Annotated in this window: 17 protein-coding genes; 6 read left to right on the forward strand and 11 right to left on the reverse strand. The window is 61.9% G+C overall.

Going from position 1 to position 19,552, the window contains the following annotated elements:
* The first annotated feature begins 21 nt into the window (after window positions 1–21).
* From CQ12_RS41135 to CQ12_RS41145, 3 genes are all read left to right on the forward strand, one after another.
* Entirely contained in the window at window positions 22–1,260 is a 1,239-nt protein-coding gene (locus tag CQ12_RS41135; RefSeq protein WP_057840934.1) for a GNAT family N-acetyltransferase, read from the forward strand.
* A 147-nt stretch (window positions 1,261–1,407) separates the two neighbouring features.
* A complete protein-coding gene (locus tag CQ12_RS41140) occupies window positions 1,408–1,830 on the forward strand; it encodes an HIT domain-containing protein (RefSeq protein ID WP_057840935.1) in 423 nt (140 codons plus the stop codon).
* A 152-nt stretch (window positions 1,831–1,982) separates the two neighbouring features.
* Window positions 1,983–5,306, forward strand: a complete 3,324-nt coding sequence (locus CQ12_RS41145) for an AAA family ATPase (protein ID WP_057840936.1) — start codon at window positions 1,983–1,985, stop codon at window positions 5,304–5,306.
* Window positions 5,307–5,363: 57 nt separating this feature from the next.
* Here the strand turns inward: CQ12_RS41145 and tsaA are convergent, their stop codons facing one another.
* From tsaA to CQ12_RS41175, 6 genes are all read right to left on the reverse strand, one after another.
* Entirely contained in the window at window positions 5,364–5,855 is a 492-nt protein-coding gene (tsaA, locus tag CQ12_RS41150; RefSeq protein ID WP_057840937.1) for a tRNA (N6-threonylcarbamoyladenosine(37)-N6)-methyltransferase TrmO, read from the reverse strand.
* A 3-nt stretch (window positions 5,856–5,858) separates the two neighbouring features.
* Window positions 5,859–6,830 carry a Bug family tripartite tricarboxylate transporter substrate binding protein gene (locus CQ12_RS41155; protein ID WP_063799906.1) on the reverse strand — a complete coding sequence of 324 codons (972 nt, stop codon included), beginning with the start codon at window positions 6,828–6,830 and terminating at the stop codon, window positions 5,859–5,861.
* A gap of 64 nt (window positions 6,831–6,894) precedes the next feature.
* Entirely contained in the window at window positions 6,895–7,239 is a 345-nt protein-coding gene (locus tag CQ12_RS41160) for an AzlD domain-containing protein (protein ID WP_057840938.1), read from the reverse strand.
* Entirely contained in the window at window positions 7,236–7,979 is a 744-nt protein-coding gene (locus CQ12_RS41165) for an AzlC family ABC transporter permease (protein WP_057840939.1), read from the reverse strand. Before CQ12_RS41165 ends, CQ12_RS41160 begins: the two co-directional genes overlap by 4 nt.
* A gap of 226 nt (window positions 7,980–8,205) precedes the next feature.
* Complete coding sequence (locus tag CQ12_RS41170) at window positions 8,206–8,694, reverse strand: protein-tyrosine phosphatase family protein (protein WP_063799907.1); 489 nt, start codon at window positions 8,692–8,694, stop codon at window positions 8,206–8,208.
* A gap of 146 nt (window positions 8,695–8,840) precedes the next feature.
* Window positions 8,841–9,632, reverse strand: coding sequence for a lytic transglycosylase domain-containing protein (locus CQ12_RS41175; RefSeq protein WP_245310367.1), 792 nt, complete (start codon window positions 9,630–9,632; stop codon window positions 8,841–8,843).
* A 407-nt stretch (window positions 9,633–10,039) separates the two neighbouring features.
* Between CQ12_RS41175 and CQ12_RS41180 the strand changes: the two genes are divergently transcribed.
* A complete protein-coding gene (locus CQ12_RS41180) occupies window positions 10,040–10,396 on the forward strand; it encodes a PilZ domain-containing protein (RefSeq protein ID WP_057840941.1) in 357 nt (118 codons plus the stop codon).
* A 134-nt stretch (window positions 10,397–10,530) separates the two neighbouring features.
* On the opposite strand, the gene clpA is transcribed toward CQ12_RS41180, so the two are convergent.
* Together clpA and clpS are read right to left on the reverse strand one after the other, a co-directional pair.
* Entirely contained in the window at window positions 10,531–12,939 is a 2,409-nt protein-coding gene (clpA, locus tag CQ12_RS41185) for an ATP-dependent Clp protease ATP-binding subunit ClpA (protein ID WP_057840942.1), read from the reverse strand.
* Window positions 12,940–13,196: 257 nt separating this feature from the next.
* Window positions 13,197–13,529, reverse strand: a complete 333-nt coding sequence (clpS, locus tag CQ12_RS41190; RefSeq protein ID WP_057840943.1) for an ATP-dependent Clp protease adapter ClpS — start codon at window positions 13,527–13,529, stop codon at window positions 13,197–13,199.
* Between the two features lie 508 nt (window positions 13,530–14,037).
* On the opposite strand from clpS, the gene CQ12_RS41195 reads away from it, so the two are divergent.
* Window positions 14,038–15,402 (forward strand): TadE/TadG family type IV pilus assembly protein, encoded by a 1,365-nt coding sequence (locus CQ12_RS41195; protein WP_057840944.1) that lies wholly within the window; start codon window positions 14,038–14,040, stop codon window positions 15,400–15,402.
* 217 nt (window positions 15,403–15,619) lie between these two features.
* Here CQ12_RS41195 and CQ12_RS41200 read toward each other — a convergent pair whose 3' ends face one another.
* From CQ12_RS41200 to CQ12_RS41210, 3 genes are all read right to left on the reverse strand, one after another.
* Window positions 15,620–15,991 (reverse strand): GYD domain-containing protein, encoded by a 372-nt coding sequence (locus tag CQ12_RS41200; RefSeq protein WP_057840945.1) that lies wholly within the window; start codon window positions 15,989–15,991, stop codon window positions 15,620–15,622.
* 21 nt (window positions 15,992–16,012) lie between these two features.
* Window positions 16,013–17,335, reverse strand: a complete 1,323-nt coding sequence (locus CQ12_RS41205; RefSeq protein ID WP_057840946.1) for an adenylate/guanylate cyclase domain-containing protein — start codon at window positions 17,333–17,335, stop codon at window positions 16,013–16,015.
* A gap of 260 nt (window positions 17,336–17,595) precedes the next feature.
* Window positions 17,596–17,934: a phasin family protein gene (locus tag CQ12_RS41210; protein WP_057840957.1), complete on the reverse strand. Its 339-nt coding sequence runs from the start codon at window positions 17,932–17,934 to the stop codon at window positions 17,596–17,598.
* Window positions 17,935–18,332: 398 nt separating this feature from the next.
* Between CQ12_RS41210 and CQ12_RS47165 the strand changes: the two genes are divergently transcribed.
* A partial coding sequence (locus CQ12_RS47165; RefSeq protein WP_245310365.1) for a D-alanyl-D-alanine carboxypeptidase family protein occupies window positions 18,333–19,552 on the forward strand: 1,220 nt, incomplete at its 3' end.

The following is a 19,552-nucleotide window of genomic DNA, read 5'->3' on the forward strand; positions in this document are numbered from 1 at the left end:
GGGACCGGTCCGATTTTCTAGATGGCATCATCCGAAATCACCCTCGAAGCCGTCCCCTCCGTCAGCGACATCAAGGCTGCGGAATGGGACGCCTGCGCCAATCCGCCTGGCGATCCGAACAGCCTTGAACATCTCGACACGCTGGCGCCACGCAGCGGCTCCTGCGCCATTGCAAAGCCGACCTATAACCCCTTCGTTTCGCACGCGTTTTTCGCCGCCGCCGAGGCCTCCGGCTCGGCCTGCGCCCGGACCGGCTGGGGCCCGCGCCATCTGCTGGCCCGGCTCGACGGCGAGATCGCCGGCGTCGTGCCCTGCTATCTGAAATCGCATTCGCAAGGAGAATACGTCTTCGACCGCGGCTGGGCCGATGCCTATGAACGTGCGGGCGGGCGTTACTACCCGAAACTCCAGGTCTCGGTGCCGTTCACCCCTGCAACCGGCCCACGGCTGTTGATCCGCGACGGCGTCGACCGCGAGCTGATCGGCTCGGCGCTGGCACGCGGACTGATGGCGCTGTGCAACGCGACCGACGCCTCCTCCGTGCATGTGACCTTTGCCCGCGAGTCGGAAGCGAAGCTTTTGGGCCAGCACGGTTTCCTGCAGCGGAACGACCAGCAGTTTCACTGGCACAACGAAGGCTACGGCACCTTCGATGATTTCCTGAATTCGCTGAACTCACGCCACCGCAAGTCGATCAAGCGCGAGCGCCGCGAAGCGGTGGCCGCCGGGATCACGATCCATCGCCTGACCGGCGCCGACCTCACCGAGGAGGCGTGGGATGCGTTCTTCGCCTTCTATATGGAGACGGGCTCGCGCAAATGGGGCCGGCCTTACCTGACCCGCAAATTCTTCGCGCTGATCGGCGAGAGCATGAGCCGCGACGTGATGCTGGTGATGGCCAAGCGCAACGGCCGCTGGATCGCGGGCGCCATCAACTTCGTCGGCTCCGACACGCTATTCGGCCGCAACTGGGGCGCGGTCGAGCATCACCCGTTCCTGCATTTCGAGGTCTGCTACTATCAGGCGATCGATTTCGCGATCGAGCGTGGCCTGAAAATCGTCGAAGCCGGCGCGCAGGGTGAGCACAAGCTGGCGCGCGGCTACCTGCCGCAAACCACCTACTCCGCGCATTTCATCGCCGACCCTGATTTGCGCCGCGCGATCGCCGATTACCTGAAGCGCGAGCGTGCCTATGTGGCGGAGGTCGGGCGCGAACTGACGGAAGCCGGCCCGTTCCGCAAGGCGGCCGACGAGGCTTGACCTGTTCGGCGAGAGCCCGGTTCTGATTGCATCAGAACCAAGCTCTCGTTTTATTTATTTGACGCATTTTCTTCACGCGAACCGGTATCCACTTCGCTTGAAAACGCTATAGACGTGAAATTGAAACCAAACCTCGAGGGAAGAACCATGCCCGCCTATGACACCAACAACCCCTTCGCAAAAATCCTGCGCGGCGAGTTTCCCTGCCACAAGGTCTATGAGGACGACCACGTGCTGGCGTTCCTCGACATCATGCCGCGCTCGCCCGGCCATACGCTGGTGATCCCGAAGTCCCCCGCCCGCAACATCCTCGACATCACCCCTGACGATTACGCCCATGTCGCGCGCACCGCTCACAAGATCGCCGCCGCCGCGATGAAAGCATTCAAGGCCGACGGCATCACCGTGCAGCAATTCAACGAGCCTGCCGGCGGGCAGGTCGTGTTCCACCTGCACATGCACGTGATGCCGCGCCATGACGGCGTCGCGCTGTTACCGCCCGCGAGTCGCAAGGAAGATGTGAAGGTGCTGGAAGACAACGCGACCAAGTTGGTCGCAGCGCTGGGGTAGCTCGATATTCGCGTAGCCCGGATTAGCGAAGTGGTATCCGAGGCCAGCCTCGCCTGGACAGGTTAGTGATAGTTGCTGACCAACGCATTCCTTGCGTGTATTCTGACGCAACTACATAGCCAGGACGTACGTCGAACTCTGCGAGGGCCACAATGGCAGAACTTCGCGAGTGGCTTGAGGCGCGAGGACTGGGGCGCTACGCGGACGCGCTACTGGCGCAGGACATCGAACTCGACATTCTGCTCCAACTGACAGACGAAGACCTGACGGCGGCAGGTCTGCCCATTGGTGCCCGCAAGCGCCTGCTCCAGGCGATTGGGGAACAGCGCAATATCTCCGACGCCGCCATGCAGGCGAGATCGCAGCCGATCGTTCCGACAACGGCCCCGGCAATTGAAGCGGAACGGCGGCAACTGACTTTGCTTTTTTGCGACGTCGTCGACTCGACCGGTCTCGCTGAGACGTTAGATGCGGAAGATCTGCGGAGTCTCCTGCTATCATTTCAGAAGGTATGCACAGAGGCGGTTCAGCGCCACGAGGGGCAAATCGGCCTTTTCGTCGGCGACGGCGTGTTGGCCTATTTCGGCTATCCGAGGGCTCATGAGGATTCCGCCCAGAGTGCTGTCCAGGCGGGCCTCGACATCATGGCCGGATTAACCGGGCTGAGGACCAATGGTCTCGAAGCCCGCTGCGGTGTCCACACTGGCTCGGTTGTTGTAGGTGAACTAGGAGTTGGCGAGAAGCGCCTGTGTGATGGCATCGTTGGCGAAGCGCCAAATATTGCCGCGCGTCTGCAAACCTTGGCAACGCCGGGAAGCCTCGTCATGAGCGAGGCGACGCTGCGCCTCGTGGAAGGCCTCTTTGAAATTGAGCCGCTTGGTCCGCAAATGCTCAAGGGCGTCAGCACACCCATTGCAATCTATCGGGTGCTGCGCCCCAGCGCCGCGCCCAATCGCTTTGAGGCGAGACGCGGACAATTCTTGACCCCACTCATCGGCCGCGAGACCGAACTCGGATTTCTCGCAAAGCGGTGGGAGAGCGCGATCGAAAGCGATGGCCAGGCCGTGCTGCTGCAGGGAGAAGCGGGCATCGGCAAATCCCGCTTGCTGCAGACGCTTCGCATGCAGCTTCGCGAAACGCCGCACACCGAGATTGTCTTTTATGGCTCTCCGCAACATCAGACCAGCGCGTTTTGGCCGGTGATCCAACAATTTCACCGGGCGCTGGGTTTTGCGGGCGAAGAGGACGACGTCGCACTGCGCGAACGCCTCCGGCACTTTCTCTGCGATCTCGATTTGGACAGTCCCGATGTGGTCGAACCGTTCGCCATGCTGCTGGGTCTTCCAGCAGATCCGCAGTGGAATGGCGGCCCAGCGGATCCTGAACAGGTTCGTCGAGCAGTCTTCGCTGCCCTGTCGCGGCTAACCTATGCGGTGCAGCAGAGAAGCCCCGTCCTTGTGATTATCGAGGACGCTCACTGGATTGATCCTTCGACCATAGAACATGTCGGTCAAATGCTAACGGACATGGCGTCCCAACGGCTTTTCGTTCTGCTGACCGCGCGACCGGAGTTTCAGGTACCGTGGCCGAACTCGTCACAGATGGTAACCCTACCGCTCGCCAGGCTCAGCCGCCGGGAGACCGAAGCGATGATACGTCGCGTCGCGCCCGATGATCTACCAGCAGCCATGGTGGCGCAACTGGTCGCCAAGACCGACGGCGTACCGCTATTTATCGAAGAGCTAACTAAATCGGTCGCCGAAAGCAGGAGCAAAGTAGGCTTCGTCGCGGCCATGGAGATCCCTGCGACCTTGCAGGCCGCGCTTCACGCCCGTTTGGATCGCCTGGCACCTATCCGGCAGACCATTCAGGTGGCGGCCCTCTTGGGCCGGGTGTTCGATGCCGATCTTCTGATCGCGGTGAGCCAGCAAGACGCTGCCGCCACCAAACGAGCACTCCACGACCTGATCGAGGCTGAACTCATCTACCAGCGAAGAAATCCTCATGGCGAAAGCTATCAATTCAAACACGCCTTGATACAGGACGCGGCAATCGACATCCTTCTTCGCAACCAACGGGCCCAATTGCACCGCCAGATCGCCGCTGCCCTGATCAAGCTTCGCGCCGAGGCGGTCGAGCGTCACCCGGAGCTTCTCGCGCACCATCTTCAGGAAGGCGGCGATTGGGAAGACGCGCTCGATCACTGGCAAAAAGCGGGAGCGGCTGCCATGGCCAGAGCTGCCGCCCAAGAAGCTATATCGCACTTTGCCAATGCGATTGAATGCAGCAAGAGACGAGCCGATGTGTCCGGCGACGCCGAGCGCATGGCACGTCTCCACCTGGCGATGGCCAACGCCTTGATGCAGGCGGAGGGCTATCGTTCTGAGCGCCTTACTCAGGCGCTTGATGATGCACATCGTGCCGCTGCGAACACTGCATTGGTCGAGTTACAGTGTGAAGTGACAATATCGCTCGCTGCGTTTTCCTATGCCACCGGGCATAATCGCGATTATCTAACGCTCGCCGATGAGCAGCTAAAAAGTCACGCTGATCTGCTGCCTCCGACCTATGTGAGCGGCCTTTGGTCGACAAAGGGGTTCGCTCATTTCAACCGTGGAGAATGGCGCCTGGCGCTCGAAGCCCTGCGCAAGGCCCGTGATCTGATTGATCCGACTAACGCCAGTCCACGTATTTTGTTGGGCGGCGCGGATCAACTCATACCGACCGAGGGCTACTTCTTCCGATCACTGGCCTTGATGGGCTTCATTGATGAGGCGGTCGAAACGACTGAGCGCTTTGTTCAAACTATTGACCGGATCGAGAAGCCCTTCGACATCGTCTGGGCTCTTCTCGTGAAGTGCTCTTTATGCGCACTGCTCGGCCAAAACAATTTGCTACTGCAGGACGCCGCGAAGATCATAGAGATCAGCGAACGGCATGGTTACACGGCCCGGCGAGGCAACGGTCTTTCATTGCGGGGACTTGCGCGTTCGCGATTGGGGGAACTGGATGCCGGCATCGCCGATGCCCGCGAGGGGATGGTGCTTTGGCGTGGTCGCGGCATTGTATCCACCACTGCAGAGCTAATATGCTGGCTGTGTGATCTTCTGGTGCGCGCAGGCCGCCTCGACGAGGCATCGCAACTGCTGGATGAGGCCGATACCCTCGCTATCGATACGGACGAAGCTTGCTTCTTGGCTGAATGCATCCGCCTACGTGGCCAAATCGCCGCCCGCCGAAACGACCTAGCCGGCTCAGTGCGCCAGTTCGAGAAAGCGATTGCTGTTTCCCAGCGGCAGGAAGCGCGGCTGTTCGAGCTCCGCGCCACAACACAACTAGGATCAGTTCTCGCACGTCAAGGGCATGGTCGGGAGGGTGAGGCGCGCCTGCGCGCCATTATCGACACATTCGACACCAAGCACGAAATCGTCGATCTTGTCGCGGGTCGAAAAGTGCTGAATATGTTGTGTCGATAGACGCGCGAGCAGGAACTCCGGGATTTCGCTTCGCTCATCCGGGCTACGGAATCTTCCCTACTCCGTCTGGAAATCCCCGCTCTTCTGCGCCGCCAGCGGCGAGAACTCGCAGCGGTCCGGCTTGACGTCGAGCAGCGGCGTCTCGTCGAGGCAGTCGAGGCCGCGCACGAGGATCGTGTTACCCTCGACGCCAACGAACTTCACGATCGAGGTGCCGATCGGGTTCGGCCGCACCGGCGAGCGCAGCGAGAAGGTGCCGCGGGTTTTCTGGTTGTTCTTCGGGCTCTGCAGCACCAGATCGCGACGCGACTGGTGCAGCCAGTAGATCACTTCGAGATTTTCATAGAAATCGACGCCCTGGATCGCGGGCACCCAGGGTTCGAAAATCTCGAGCCGGCAGACCGGGCCGTCGTGGCGGCCCTGCCGCGGCGTGTCCAGCCGCGACTTCCAGGGCGTGCGAATGCGACCGATGAACACCAGCCCGGCATCCCTGGCCTGCGGCATGTCGACGGTAACTTCGCCCTCGCGGAGGTCGGTCTTCTGAGCCATAACCTAGTCCAGTGAAATATTGAGCGCCTTTATCACACCTGCCCATCGCGCGCGATCGGTCGCGACGAATTTATCGATCTCGGCCTGGCTTTTGGGCCGCAGCGGCGGGAAACCGACCTTGTCGAGCGAAGCGCGGAATGCGTCATCGTTCAGCGCCTTGTTCAGACTGGCGGTGAGCTTTTGCGCGACGTCATCAGGCAGCCTGGCCGGGGCGGAGACGCCATACCAGACGCTGACGCCGTAATCCGGATAGCCGCTTTCGGCCATCGTTGGAACATCGGGTAATTCAGGGATGCGCTGCGCGGAACTCACCGCCAGCGGCCGCAGCAACCCACCCTTGACCGGCGGCAACGCGGTGCCGAGCGTATCGAACATCAACTGGATGTTGCCCGACAACAGATCGGTCAGCGCCGGGCCGGCGCCCTTGTAGGCGATGTGCACCATGTCAACGCCGGCCATCTGCTTGAACATCTCGCCGGCCAGATGAATGGTGCCGCCGGTTCCGGCCGAGCCGAAATTGAGTTTTCCCGGATTTTGCCTGGCATAGGCGACGAACTCAGCGACCGTCTTGGCGGGCACGGAGGGATGCACTTCCATGACGACAGGGAGGTCCGTGACCAGCGCGAGCAGACGGAAATCCTTCTGGGGCTCATAAGGCAGCTTCTTGTAGAGCAGCGGATTGAGCACGAAGATCGACGCCGCCGTGAAGAACAGCGTGTAGCCGTCGGGCTCGGCGCGCGCCGCGGCTTCGGCGCCGATCGCGCCCTGTGCGCCGGCCTTGTTCTCGACCACCACCACCTGCTTCAAGTCACGGGCCAGATATTCGCCGACCATGCGTCCCAGCACGTCGGTCGGGCCTCCAGCGGCATAGGGCACGATCAGCTTGATCGGGCGCACCGGGTATTCCGCTGCATGGGCTTGCGGCCCGGCAAGGATCAGCGCGCAGGCCAGCGCCGACAGTTTCAGCCAATTCATCTTTGTTTCCCCGACGTTTCTTATCTTATGCGCCGGAGAGTAGCGGATTATCGGCTGCCTGCAATCAACCGAGCCACCATTTCCCGGCTACGAGCACGATCTCGCCGGAGACCACCCCGGCAAAGATCGAGCGCCGCGTCAGCATGAACACCGCAAAGCCGGCGGCGACCGCGCCGTAGCGCAGCCAGTCCGGCACACCCGCCAGCACGCCCGGCGGCTGCACCAGGATTTGCGCGATGACGCCGGCGAGGATCGCGGTTGCCACGGCCCTCACCCACACCAGAACTTCCGAGCCCTCGTCGACGCCGGCGCCGAACCACAGCCCCGCCATCCGCCAGATCTCGTTGGGCAGGAAGCCGGCGAGCACCAAAATCAACAGCGCATGCGGGCTGCCGAAAAACTCGCTCATGCGCGTTCCCTCTCCCGCCACCAGTGAACGCCGTAGGCGATGGTGCCGGCCGTGATGCCGCTGATGAGAATATCGACGCCGGTGTGCAGCATCGACACCAATGGAAACAGCGCCAGTCCCAGCACCAGCGCCAGCACGTCGGATATCTGCCGGCAATTGCGCGCGGTCGACAGCAGGAACGCCAGCGGCGTCAGTAACAGGATCGCCGCGCCGAACAGCGGCGGCAGCCTGGCGGCCAGACCATAGCCGAGCGTGGTGGCGACCATGCACACGGTAACGAGCCCGCAGCCAAGCCCATGCGTGAACGCAATGCGCCGCTCGCGCGGCACTTTTGGCAGGAGCCGGTAGCATTCGACCCACAAGGTGACGGCGATGAAATGCGTGACCAGTACGAGGTGACGGCGTTTTGTCTGCGGCGTTTTCATCAGCGGCAACACCGACACCACCATTGGAAACAGCCTGATAGCGCTGACGGTGACCGCAATCGCCGCCTGCACCGCGGTCGCGCCGGAGCCGAGCGTCGAAATCAGGATGATCTGCGCCGGGCCCGCCCAGACCAGGATCGTACTGCCGAGCACCCAGCCCAGACTGAAACCGCTGTCATGGGCCAGCGCGCCGATGCCGAGATAGGTCGCAAACAGCACCAGCGTCAGCACCGTGGATGCGACCGAGCTCACGCCCCACGCGAAGGCGCGAATGGGGCTTTTCCATTGGAGGGAGTCGAGCGGAGGTAGTGCCACGGGTGACCGGATCTGGGTTTTGAGTCGTTGCAGGCATAGGGCTGGCGAAAGAGAGCTGCGTCAAGCAACGCGGGATTCAGAGCAGTCATGCAAGGCCGTCACCCCGTCATTGCGAGCGAAGCGAAGCAATCCATAGTGCGGCATAACGGACAGATGGATTGCTTCGTCGCTTCGCTCCCTTGCGCAAACGCTTTGCGTTTGTCGCAGGCAATGACGTAATCACCCGCTACTGTCGCTCGTACCTTTTGCCAAAAGCAGTAACCCAGTCACGCTGCTGCTCAGTATCCGGCACGACGACCCCACGGGCTACCTTGATCAACGCAAGCGCTTCCTCGGCCTCAATACCCGAACAGATCATTGCGCAAGCCGCGACAATGGACGATCGGCCAATCCCTGCCCGGCAGTGAACCGCGATCGAACGACCGCCAGCAATGCCGTCCGCTATCGAACGGGCCATATCCAACGCTTTCTGGGCGTCCGGCACGCCACGATCCGGAATCGGAAAAGAGATGAACTCGATTCCGCTCGCCCGGCACAGCTCGGACTCCCGCTGCAATCCAAGTTCAGAGACCTCCTCCTGTTCGAGAAGACTTACGACGAGGTCGACGCCCGAAGCCTTCCATCCAGTGATGTCCACCTCCAACCAATCATCCACGCGAGGACGTGCCATGATGGCGAGCCGACCTGGCATTTCGATCCAGTGCAATCGGGACATTCGAAGCCTCAACCTATCCAGCAAGGAGCTTAAGCGCGATCATTCGCGAGTCTTGGAGAGAGTAAGCAAGTAGCTCAGTTTAACAGATGACAATCCGAGATTGCTTTCCCGGATTGCGCTGCGCTCCATCCGGGCTACGATCCTTGTCACCCCGGCACGCCTCTATTCCTCAGCACGAAACACGCCCCGCCCGCCTTGCGGATGCTGTTGCAGAGGCCGTCGGCCTCGCCGCGCGTGTCGGCGCCGAAGCGCACCTGGTAGAACGTCGCCGGGCCGCGACTGCGCAGGCGCGAGGTGAGGATCGAGGGATCGCGATTGCCGATCACGCTCGAAAGGCGCGAGACCGCGCGCCCATACATCGCCAGCGCCTTGTCGCGGGAAAAGCCGGCGGCAAGCTGCACGCCCCATTGCTTTGCGGCGCCGAGCTTCACGCGCTCCTCCAGCCCGGCGACGAAGGGATTGGGCGCCTGTTTCAGGAGCGCCATCAATTCGCGGCAACTCGATGCCGGGATGCGTTCGGGCTGTTTGCCGCCCTTTCCCGCTCTTGCCCAATCCTCCACCGTGGAGCCGGTAATGGCGAGCACGTAGCTGCGCGTTTCCTGCGGCATCGGCCCGGTGCCGGCAAGCCACTCCTGCACCCGGCGCGGACCGGCATTGTAGGCGGCCGCCGCGAGCCCCAGATTGCCGAACTGCTGGCGCAGCTCGGCGAGGAACTCCGCCGACTTCGGCAGCGCCTGCACCGGGTTGAAGGGATCAAGCAGACCGCGCTCGTTCGCGGTCCCCGGCATGAACTGCGCGATGCCCTGCGCGCGCTCGCCGCTGCGCGTCACCGGCCCTATCGCACCCGGCTGAAAGCGGCTCTCCTGCCAGATCACGCGGGCGAAAAATTCCAGCGGCAGGTTCGACTCCCGCGCCGCCGATTCAATCATCAGGCACATCGCCTCCCGCGCCTCGCTTTCGCGCGCCGGCGCGTCCGCCTTCCGGATCGCGGTCGCGCTCGACCGGGTAGCTTCGCCCGCATCCTCGGCGATGGCGCTCGCAAGCGAGGCCAAGAGCAACACAGTGAGCGACACCGCGCACCCCAGGGCGCGAAGAAACCGACCTCTTGGCATGGCTGTTCGCAATCCGGGAAGCGTATTGCGGGAAAACGTTAAGTCAAACGATCATAGCTTGCAGGTGATCCACCGTTCGAGTGCCGTTCACGGCCTTTTTGCACTGCAATTGCCCGGAAATCCCGGCTTTCGGAACCCCCGTTAATTTACGTTAATGCCGCATTTTGCGCCGGGCGGACTTCTACACGGAGCAAAGCGGGGTAAAACTCTCCCTGTTTGCTGGGAGATTTTCAATGCAGGATCGACGCGAGAGCGTGCGCGATAAAGTGATGTATGGCGGCGTCGCCGAGATCGGCGAACGCGGCGCGACGCGCGAATGCATCGTCCGCAACATCTCCGACCGCGGTGCGACCATCGAGTTCAGCAATGACGTCCAGTTGCCGAGGGAGCAGCTCTCGCTGCGCATCGCGCGCAAGGGTCGCTCCTTCCTCGCCAAGGTGATCTGGTGGCGCGACAATTTCGTCGGCGTCGCATTCCGGGCGGAAAGCCCGGCCGAGCCGGTCTCCGATATCGAGGAGCGGCTGCGCAAAAGCGAGATCAAGAAGCGGCAGCTCCAGCGCCAGATCGACGAACTGCTCGGCCAACGCTGAAGACCCTCAGGGGGCCCTGACATTCAATGGTGAATATGTCGTGGCCGCTCAGACGGTAGTTTGGCCGGGCAGCCAGGCAGCAAAAAGCCGGCGGTCTTGCGACACGCCGGCTCTTCGTTTTGAACTGAGGCCGCTTACACCTTGACCAGCGGACCCTTGGAGGCCGGCCCCTTGGAGCCGCCGCCACCGCCCCCGTTGGGGCCGCCCGGCTTCGGCTTGCGCTTGCGCGACACCGGCAGCTTTTCCGGCTTCGGCGTGACCGGCCCCTCGACGAATTCGAAGCCGATCTTGTCCTTGTCCTCGGCGTCCTTGACCAGCACGACGCGGACATGGCCGCCGCCCTTGAGCTGACCAAACAGCACCTCATCCGCCAGCGGCTTCTTGATGTGCTCCTGGATCACGCGGGCCATCGGCCGCGCGCCCATCTGCTCGTCATAGCCATGCTCGATCAGCCAGGCCTTGGCGGGCTCCGACAGCTCGATGGTGACGTCGCGGTCGGCGAGCTGCGCCTCGAGCTGCAGCACGAACTTCTCGACCACCATGCCGATGACGTCGGCATTGAGATGGGCGAACGAGACGATCGCGTCCAGCCGGTTGCGGAACTCGGGCGCGAACTGGCGGTTGATCGCCTCATGGTCGTCGCCTTCCCGCTTGTTGCGCGTGAAGCCGAAGGCCTGGCGCGCCAGATCGGCGGCACCCGCGTTCGTGGTCATGATCAGGATCACGTTGCGGAAGTTGACCTGCTTGCCGTTGTGGTCGGTCAAGCGGCCGTGGTCCATGATCTGCAGCAGCACGTTGTAGAGATCGGGATGCGCCTTCTCGATTTCGTCGAGCAGCACCACGCAATGCGGATGCTGGTCCACGCCATCGGTCAGGAGACCGCCCTGGTCGAAGCCGACATAGCCGGGAGGCGCGCCGATCAGCCGCGACACCGTGTGCCGTTCCATATATTCGGACATGTCGAAGCGCAGCAGCTCGACGCCGAGCGAGGCCGCAAGCTGTTTTGCCACTTCGGTCTTGCCAACGCCGGTGGGACCGGAGAACAGGTAGGAGCCGATCGGCTTCTCCGGCTCGCGCAAGCCGGCGCGCGCAAGCTTGATCGACGCCGACAGCGACTCGATCGCCTTGTCCTGGCCGAACACCACGCGCTTCAAGGTCTGCTCGAGATGCTTCAGCACTTCGGCATCGTCCTTCGACACGCTCTTGGGCGGAATCCGCGCCATGGTCGCGATCGTGGTCTCGATTTCCTTGATGCCGATGGTCTTCTTGCGCCGGTTCTCGGCGACCAGCATCTGCGCTGCGCCCGACTCGTCGATCACGTCGATCGCCTTGTCCGGCAGCTTGCGGTCATGAATGTAGCGCGACGACAGCTGCACCGCCGCCTCGATCGCCTCGTTGGTGTACTTCAGGCGATGATAGTCCTCGAAATAGGGTTTGAGGCCCTTGAGGATCGCAATCGCGTCTTCCACCGTCGGCTCGTTGACGTCGATCTTCTGGAAGCGCCGCACCAGCGCGCGGTCCTTCTCGAAATGCTGACGGTATTCCTTGTAGGTCGTCGAACCCATGCAGCGGATCGTGCCCGAAGCCAGCGCCGGCTTGAGCAGGTTGGACGCGTCCATCGCGCCGCCGGAGGTGGCGCCGGCGCCGATCACGGTGTGAATTTCGTCGATGAACAGGATGGCGTTCGGATGCGCCTCCAGTTCCTTCAGCACCTGCTTCAGGCGCTCCTCGAAATCGCCGCGGTAGCGCGTGCCGGCGAGCAGCGTACCCATGTCGAGCGAGAACACGGTGGCGGCCGCCAGCACTTCCGGCACTTCGGAATCGACGATGCGCTTGGCAAGCCCTTCCGCAATCGCAGTCTTGCCGACGCCGGCCTCGCCCACGAACAGCGGATTGTTCTTCTGGCGGCGGCACAGCACCTGGATCGCGCGGTTGATCTCGGAATTGCGCCCGATCACCGGATCGATCTTGCCGTCGCGCGCCTTCTTGTTGAGGTTGACGCAATAGGTCTCCAGCGCCTCGCCCTTCTTCTTGGCGTCCTCGTTGCCCTTGGTCTCGGTCTCCTCGTCGACGCCGCGAACAGGGCGCGCCTCGGAGACGCCCGGCCGCTTGGCGATGCCGTGGCTGATGTAGTTGACGGCGTCATACCGCGTCATGTCCTGCTCCTGCAGGAAATAGGCGGCGTGGCTTTCGCGCTCAGCGAAGATCGCGATCAGCACGTTGGCGCCGGTCACTTCCTCGCGACCGGAGGACTGGACGTGAATCACCGCGCGCTGGATCACGCGCTGGAATCCGGCGGTCGGCTTGGCGTCATCGGCGCCGTCGGTCACCAGATTTTCGAATTCCGTTTCGAGATAATTGACAAGGCTGGTGCGCAGCTTGTCGAGATCGACGCTGCAGGCACGCATCACCGCGGCCGCATCCGAGTCATCGATCAGCGACAGCAGAAGATGTTCGAGCGTCGCATATTGATGGTGACGCTCGTTTGCAATCGCCAGCGCACGATGCAGGGATTGTTCAAGGCTTTGGGAAAAAGTTGGCATTCTCGTCCTCTATGGCCCCTCGGTCATCATGATCGCCATTACCCGGTGAGGCAACAACAACCTTCGTCATCCCCTGTCACATAGTGTCATATAGTTACGCACGATCGTGGCGAAAGACCGGTTCCGCAAGCGTGGTTTTCCTCTAAATTTGCGCGCCACGGCTGTACCCCTCCCCCGAAAAATCACGGGGAAAACGGCAAGCACCGAACAATGCAAGACCCGTTCCTTTGTTCAGCCGGGTCGAGCGCCACGCGCGGTTATTTTTTTTCCATCACGCATTGCAGGGGATGCTGATGCTTGCGCGCAAAATCCATGACCTGCGTCACTTTGGTCTCGGCAATCTCGTAGGTGAACACGCCGCACTCACCGATCCCGTGGTGATGGACATGGAGCATGATCTTGGTGGCCGCCTCGGCGTCCTTCTGGAAGAACTTCTCCAGCACGTGAACGACGAACTCCATCGGCGTGTAGTCGTCGTTCAGAATGAGGACGCGATAGAGGTTCGGACGCTTGGTCTTCGGCTTGACCTTGGTGATGACCGACGTCGACGGTCCGCTGGTTCCGGCGTTGCGGTTCTCGTCATTGCCCATTCGGGGAGCAGAAGCAGATGACGTTGCCGGTACGGGCGAACAAGCTTTGAAGGTTGACTGCAACATGGCTCAGGGCGTTCGAATTCCACAGGGGTGATGACGGGAAAGCACATCCTGGCTCGCTCGCGATCGGCTCTGGCATGAGCCACCGCCTCGTACCCAGCAACGCAGTTTTCCAGATCGCCGCTCCCGGTCCGATCCGTTGACCGGATCGGCATCTGGAATATGGGTCCGCCGCTGGATCACCGCAAGCGCATTGATGCTGCCCTGGCGCGACCCGCGACCGGCCCGATTCCCGGCTCGGCTATCCGGGCCAAGGTTAATCGTTTCTGCCGGATTTGACAAAGGACCGTAGTGGGCCGTTTAGCCGCCGTTGACGATAACGGGCTGTTTTGGAGGCCGCTCGGGCAGTGCACGGGCTTTGACCCGTTTTTTGCGGAACCGGTTTACCGCCTGTTCAGCGGCTCGGGCGGAAATGTCTGGCAGAAACCACATTTGCGGTGAGGCCATGCTCAATACAGTCGTATTCCGTCGCATTCGCACGGCTGCACGCCGGTTCGCCGGCGCCAAGGACGGTAACATCGCGATCCTGTTCGGGATCGCGGTCATCCCGATCATCAGCTTCGTCGGCGCGGCGGTCGACTACACCCGCGCCAACAGCGCCCGCTCCTCGATGCAGGCCGCTCTCGATTCGACCGCCCTGATGCTGTCGAAGGACCTGACCGAGGGCACGATCACCGCCTCCCAGATCTCGGCGAAGGCAGACGCGTATTTCAGGGCCCTCTACACCAACAATGAAGCCAAGTCGATCTCGATCACCGCGACCTACACCGCGGCCAGCGGCAACGGGTCGACCATCCTGGTCAAGGGTTCGGGCTCCATCGACACCGGTTTCATGCGGGTCGTCGGCTTCCCGACCATGGACTTCAATACCAGTTCCACCTCGGTCTGGGGCAACGTGCGCATGCGGGTCGCGCTGGCGCTCGACGTCACGGGGTCGATGAACGATGACGGCAAGATGACCGCGATGAAGCCGGCCGCCAAGGCATTGATCGACCAGATCGCCGCCCTCGCCAAGAACCCGGGCGACATCTACATTTCGCTCATTCCATTCGCCAAGGACGTCAATGTCGGCGCCAGCAACTACAACCAAAGCTGGATCAACTGGACCGAGTGGGACAGCGACAACAGGAACCTTGGTTACTGCAGCAATAGCTACTACACAACGAGGCGATCCTGCAGGGACAACGGATTCATCTGGACCCTGGATCACAGCCGATGGAACGGTTGCGTGACCGATCGCGACGAGAACTACGACAAGACGAACACCACGCCGACCTCCAACACGTCGCTTCCGTCCACCCAGTTCTACGCCGAGCAATACGATGCTTGCCCGGCGCAACTGATGGCCCTTACCTATGATTTCACCGCCCTGAAGGCCAAGGTCGACACCCTCACTCCGAACGGCGGCACCAACCAGACGATCGGCATCGCCTGGGGATGGCAATCCCTCACCCAGGGCGCGCCGCTCAATGCACCGGCGGAAGATTCCAACTACACCTACAAGAAAGTGCTGATCGTGATGTCCGACGGTCTGAACACGCAGGATCGCTGGCCGTCACACGGGGATGGCCAGCAACAGTTCAATGGCGCGATCGACGCCCGTCAGAGGACCCAGTGCGACAACATCAAGGCTCAGGGCATCATCGTCTACACGATGCACGTCAACACCAGAAACGATCCGACTTCGGCGGTTCTGAAGTATTGTGCCAGCGGTGACGACAAGTTCTCCACCGTGACGTCCTCGAGCCAGATCGCGACGGCTTTCACCGCGATCGGAACGTCGCTCTCGAAGCTGCGCGTCTATCGATAGTCTCGACAAGCTCCACCAAGGAAAAAGCCCGGCCGAAACGGCCGGGCTTTTTTGTTCCCGGTTTTCACGGCAGCGCTGAGTTGACCAGGGGCGCCGCTGCCTCCGATCATTGTAACCATTGGCTCGACATTCCATGGTGCGCCGCACAATTCTTCTGAGGATCGTTGCTCCCTCGTCATGTCCCGCCCGCGTCGAAGCAGCATCGCGAGTTTGGTATTCAATCCTCGCTCGGATCGATCCCTACTCCGTAGTAATCGGCTCGGCCCGCCGATCTGAACTTCAGGGTAAGCTCGCCTGCCCGCTGGAATGCTTTCGTCGTATCGCTCGCCGTGAGCGCCACGGTGGTGGTTATGTCCGAAAGGCTTCCGCCGGCCGCGGCGGCAAGCACCGCTGAAATCATCGTGGGCTCATCCGGCGCTTCCGCTATGATCAGCCAATCGTAGGGCCCCAACGTCAGATACCAACTGATCAGTCGACCGCCGGCGGCCGCGAACAACTCCGCCACCGCCTCGGAACGATCCTCCGGATTCGCTGACATCCCCCTGATGGCTGCGGCGGTGTAACGCCCCTGCGAAATGTAGATCGTCATGCTGATCTCCTCTGCATTCGTTCATTGGGTGGCGGCGAACAATTCCCAGTGACCGGGAATACCTTTGAGTTCGTACGCGCCGCGTTCCGTAAACTTGAGCCCGGCGCCGGCGACAAGATCGGTTACAACGCGCGATACAAGAACTTCGTTTGCGCCGGAATGCGCCATCACGCGTGCGGCGGCGTGGACCGCAATCCCGCCGACATCCTGACCCCGCACCTCGATCTCGCCGGTGTGCAGCCCGGCACGCAACGGCAGGCCGATCTGCTGCGCAGCCACGCCGAAGGCGAGCGCGCAACGCACGGCGCGCCCTGGTCCGTCGAAGGTCGCGAGAATGCCGTCGCCCGTGCTCTTCACAAAGCTTCCGCGATGCCTCTCGACCGTCTGCTTGGCCAGACGATCGTGACGATCGAGCAGCTCATGCCAGCGCTGATCGCCGACCTCCACGGCCATGCGAGTCGAGTCGACGATATCGGTGAAGAGAACGGTCGCCAGAACCCGATCCGTTTCGGGAACAGCGCCATCGCGATGTCCGGTAACGAACTCCTCGATATCGCCGACCACGCCCTCGCAATGTTCAGCAAAGCACGCGCCATGAGGAAGATCGCCGTACTCGATGTATTTTGCGCCGGGGATAGCGGCGGCAAGCTTTCGACCTTCAGCTACCGGGACAACCGCGTCGGCGCGACTGTGCAGCACGAGCGCAGGAACCCGCACGCTGGGCAGGATCGACCATACGTCGATCCGACGGTTCATCAACATGAGCGTCTTGAATGCGCCGGGACTGCACGACAGACGTTCCAGCTTGCCCAATAGCGCAATTTCGCGCTCGTTTCCGTCACGGGTCCCGAGCACGCGTTTCATCGACAGGCCGCTGCCCCATGCTGCGACCGTCGCCGTGACGAAGGCTTCGAACACTTTTTCGCTCCTCCAGGAGTTGGTGTAGCTCCCGACAAGGACCAGATGCGATACGCGCTCAGGATACGTCGCCGCGAACAACACGCTCATGGGACTGCCCTCGGAAAACCCAAGCAGCACAGCCCGCTTCGAGCCGACGGTATCCATGACGGCGCGAACGTCGTCCATTCGTTCTTCCAATGACGGCACACCGGACACGCGATCCGACAGGCCTTGCCCTCTCTTGTCGAAGGTCATGACGCGCGCGAATCTGGATAGATGATGCAAGAACGCCGTAAATCCGGGCAGTTCGTGATGGAATTCGACATGGGAAATCGAGCCCGGCACGATGACGATGTCGAGCGGACCATGCCCCATCGTCTGATAGGCGATACTGATGTCGCCGCTGTGCGCGTAGCGCGTCTCGGGCATACCCAAATCGGTCATGGGTCCCCCAATCTCCGCCTACACTACCCCGACGACCGATCTGGAACAATCATGCAACCAGGCTTCGCCGACGTGGCCACGCCCTCTCAGCGGAGGACAAAGGTCACCCATAACTCTGGCGCCTTGCGCCGCGAGATCGAGAATTCGTATGCCCTGCACTTTCGATGATGGCGACGCCATGCATCGGCGTCCCATCGCAAAGAAAAAGCCCGGCCGAAACGGCCGGGCTTTCTTATTTCGAAGTCGAAATCGCGAACGGATTAGTGCGAAGCCGGGTTGAACTTCGCGACCAGGCCTTCGTAGGGCTTGAAGGTCTGCTTGGCGAGATCGGTGTAGAGGCCGGCGATCTTCTGAGATTCCGCGACGAAGGTCTCGTAGGACGAACGCGCGTATTCGGTCTGCGCTTCGAGCGCCTTGTCCAGCGACTTCACGCCGGAAAGCTTTTCGACGAACGACTTGGTGTCTTCGAACGACTTCTTGGCGTAGTCGCCGTAAGCGGTCGCGATCGCCTGAACGCCGCTCTGCAGGTTGCTCGCGGAGGCGGCAACCGATTCAAGATGCTCTTTGCCGTAGTTCTGAATGTCTTCAACTTTGACCATCATGGAGTCCTTTCCCAGACTGCAGGTGCAACTGATTGCCGGGAGGCCCGGCTCCCTGACACCACCCTTATATGTGCACTGCACAATAATGTCAACAAATATTGTGCGACGCACAAATGCGGCCATTTAGCGGAAAAGACTGCGGTCCTACGCAACGCTTAATTAATCTTTTGGAAACCCGCCGGGCCTAACCTGATTCCTGGACTTGTTCGTCTTCCGACAAACAGCCTGAAAGCTGTTTGCGAACAATATCTTAGCTAGAAAAGCGACCTGATCGGCCGCCCCAGCCGCGCGTAGTGGCCGGATCGGCACCTCGAGCGGGAGAAACTCAGCGGTTGATGGGCACAATTTCGCCTCACGGGCCGGTGATCAAGACAGAAATTGGGACGGGGAAGTAAATGCTTCGTACAACCTTGGCTTCCTCGCGCGCTTTGCGCGTGTGCGCCCTCGGACTCATTACCTTCACGACCGCGATCCTGATCTCGAGCGAGAGCGCCGAAGCGCGCCGCTACAAGCATCGCCGCCACCACGTCGTACGGGAAAGCTACAGCCCGCAATTCTCCTCGATCATCGTCGACGGCAATTCCGGTGCGGTGCTCTCCTCCAACAATCCCGACGGTATCCGGCGCCCGGCATCGCTGACCAAGATCATGACGCTCTATCTGCTGTTCGAGCGGCTGGAATCCGGCAATATGAAGCTCGACACCGAGATGGACGTGTCCGAGCACGCCTCCGAGCAGGCCCCCACCAAGCTCGGCCTTAAGCCCGGCCAGACCATCAAGGTCGAGGACGCCATCAAGGGTCTCGTGACGCGCTCCGCCAACGACGCCTCCGTGGTCATCGCGGAAGCCATTGCCGGCGATGAAGCCGAATTCGCCAGGCTGATGACGCGCAAGGCGCGCGCGCTGGGCATGAGCAAGACCACCTATCGCAACGCCTCCGGCCTGCCCAACGACGAGCAACTGACCACCGCGCGCGATCAGGCCACCCTCGGCCGCGCCATCCAGGACCGCTTCCCGCGCTACTACCGCTACTTCGCGACCTCGGTGTTCAATTATCGGGGACAGGCGATCCGCAATCACAATCGCCTGCTCGGAAATGTCGAGGGCGTCGACGGCATCAAGACCGGCTACACCCGCGCCTCCGGCTTCAACCTCGTCAGCTCGATGCGTCGTGGCAACCGCCATCTCATCGGCGTGGTGCTGGGCGGCCGCAGCGGCGGTTCGCGCGACGCCACCATGCGCAACCTGCTGGCCGAGAACCTGGACAAAGGCGCGACCAAGCGTACCGTCGCCGCGATCAGCGAGCGCAATCCCGCCGACGGCACCGTCGACGTAGCCGAAGCCGACACCACATCGCGACAGGCCGAAGCGGCTCAGCCCGCCTTCGCCGCGGCCGAACCGGGGCTCGCGGCCATGCAAACGACCCGCTCGATCGCGCCGGCCAAGCCGTCGCTGATGGCGGCCGCCGCCGCGGCCCTGCCCCCGCCGGCCGCCAAGGTCGAAGCCAGCAGGTTCGAGCAGCAAGCCAGGCCCGAACCCGCACCGCTGACCAGCGGCGTGATCCAGACCCAGCAGATATCGGCGATCCCCGGCTCGGCCGAACCGATGAAGCCGGT

This window comes from Bradyrhizobium jicamae (assembly GCF_001440395.1).
GTDB lineage: Bacteria > Pseudomonadota > Alphaproteobacteria > Rhizobiales > Xanthobacteraceae > Bradyrhizobium > Bradyrhizobium jicamae.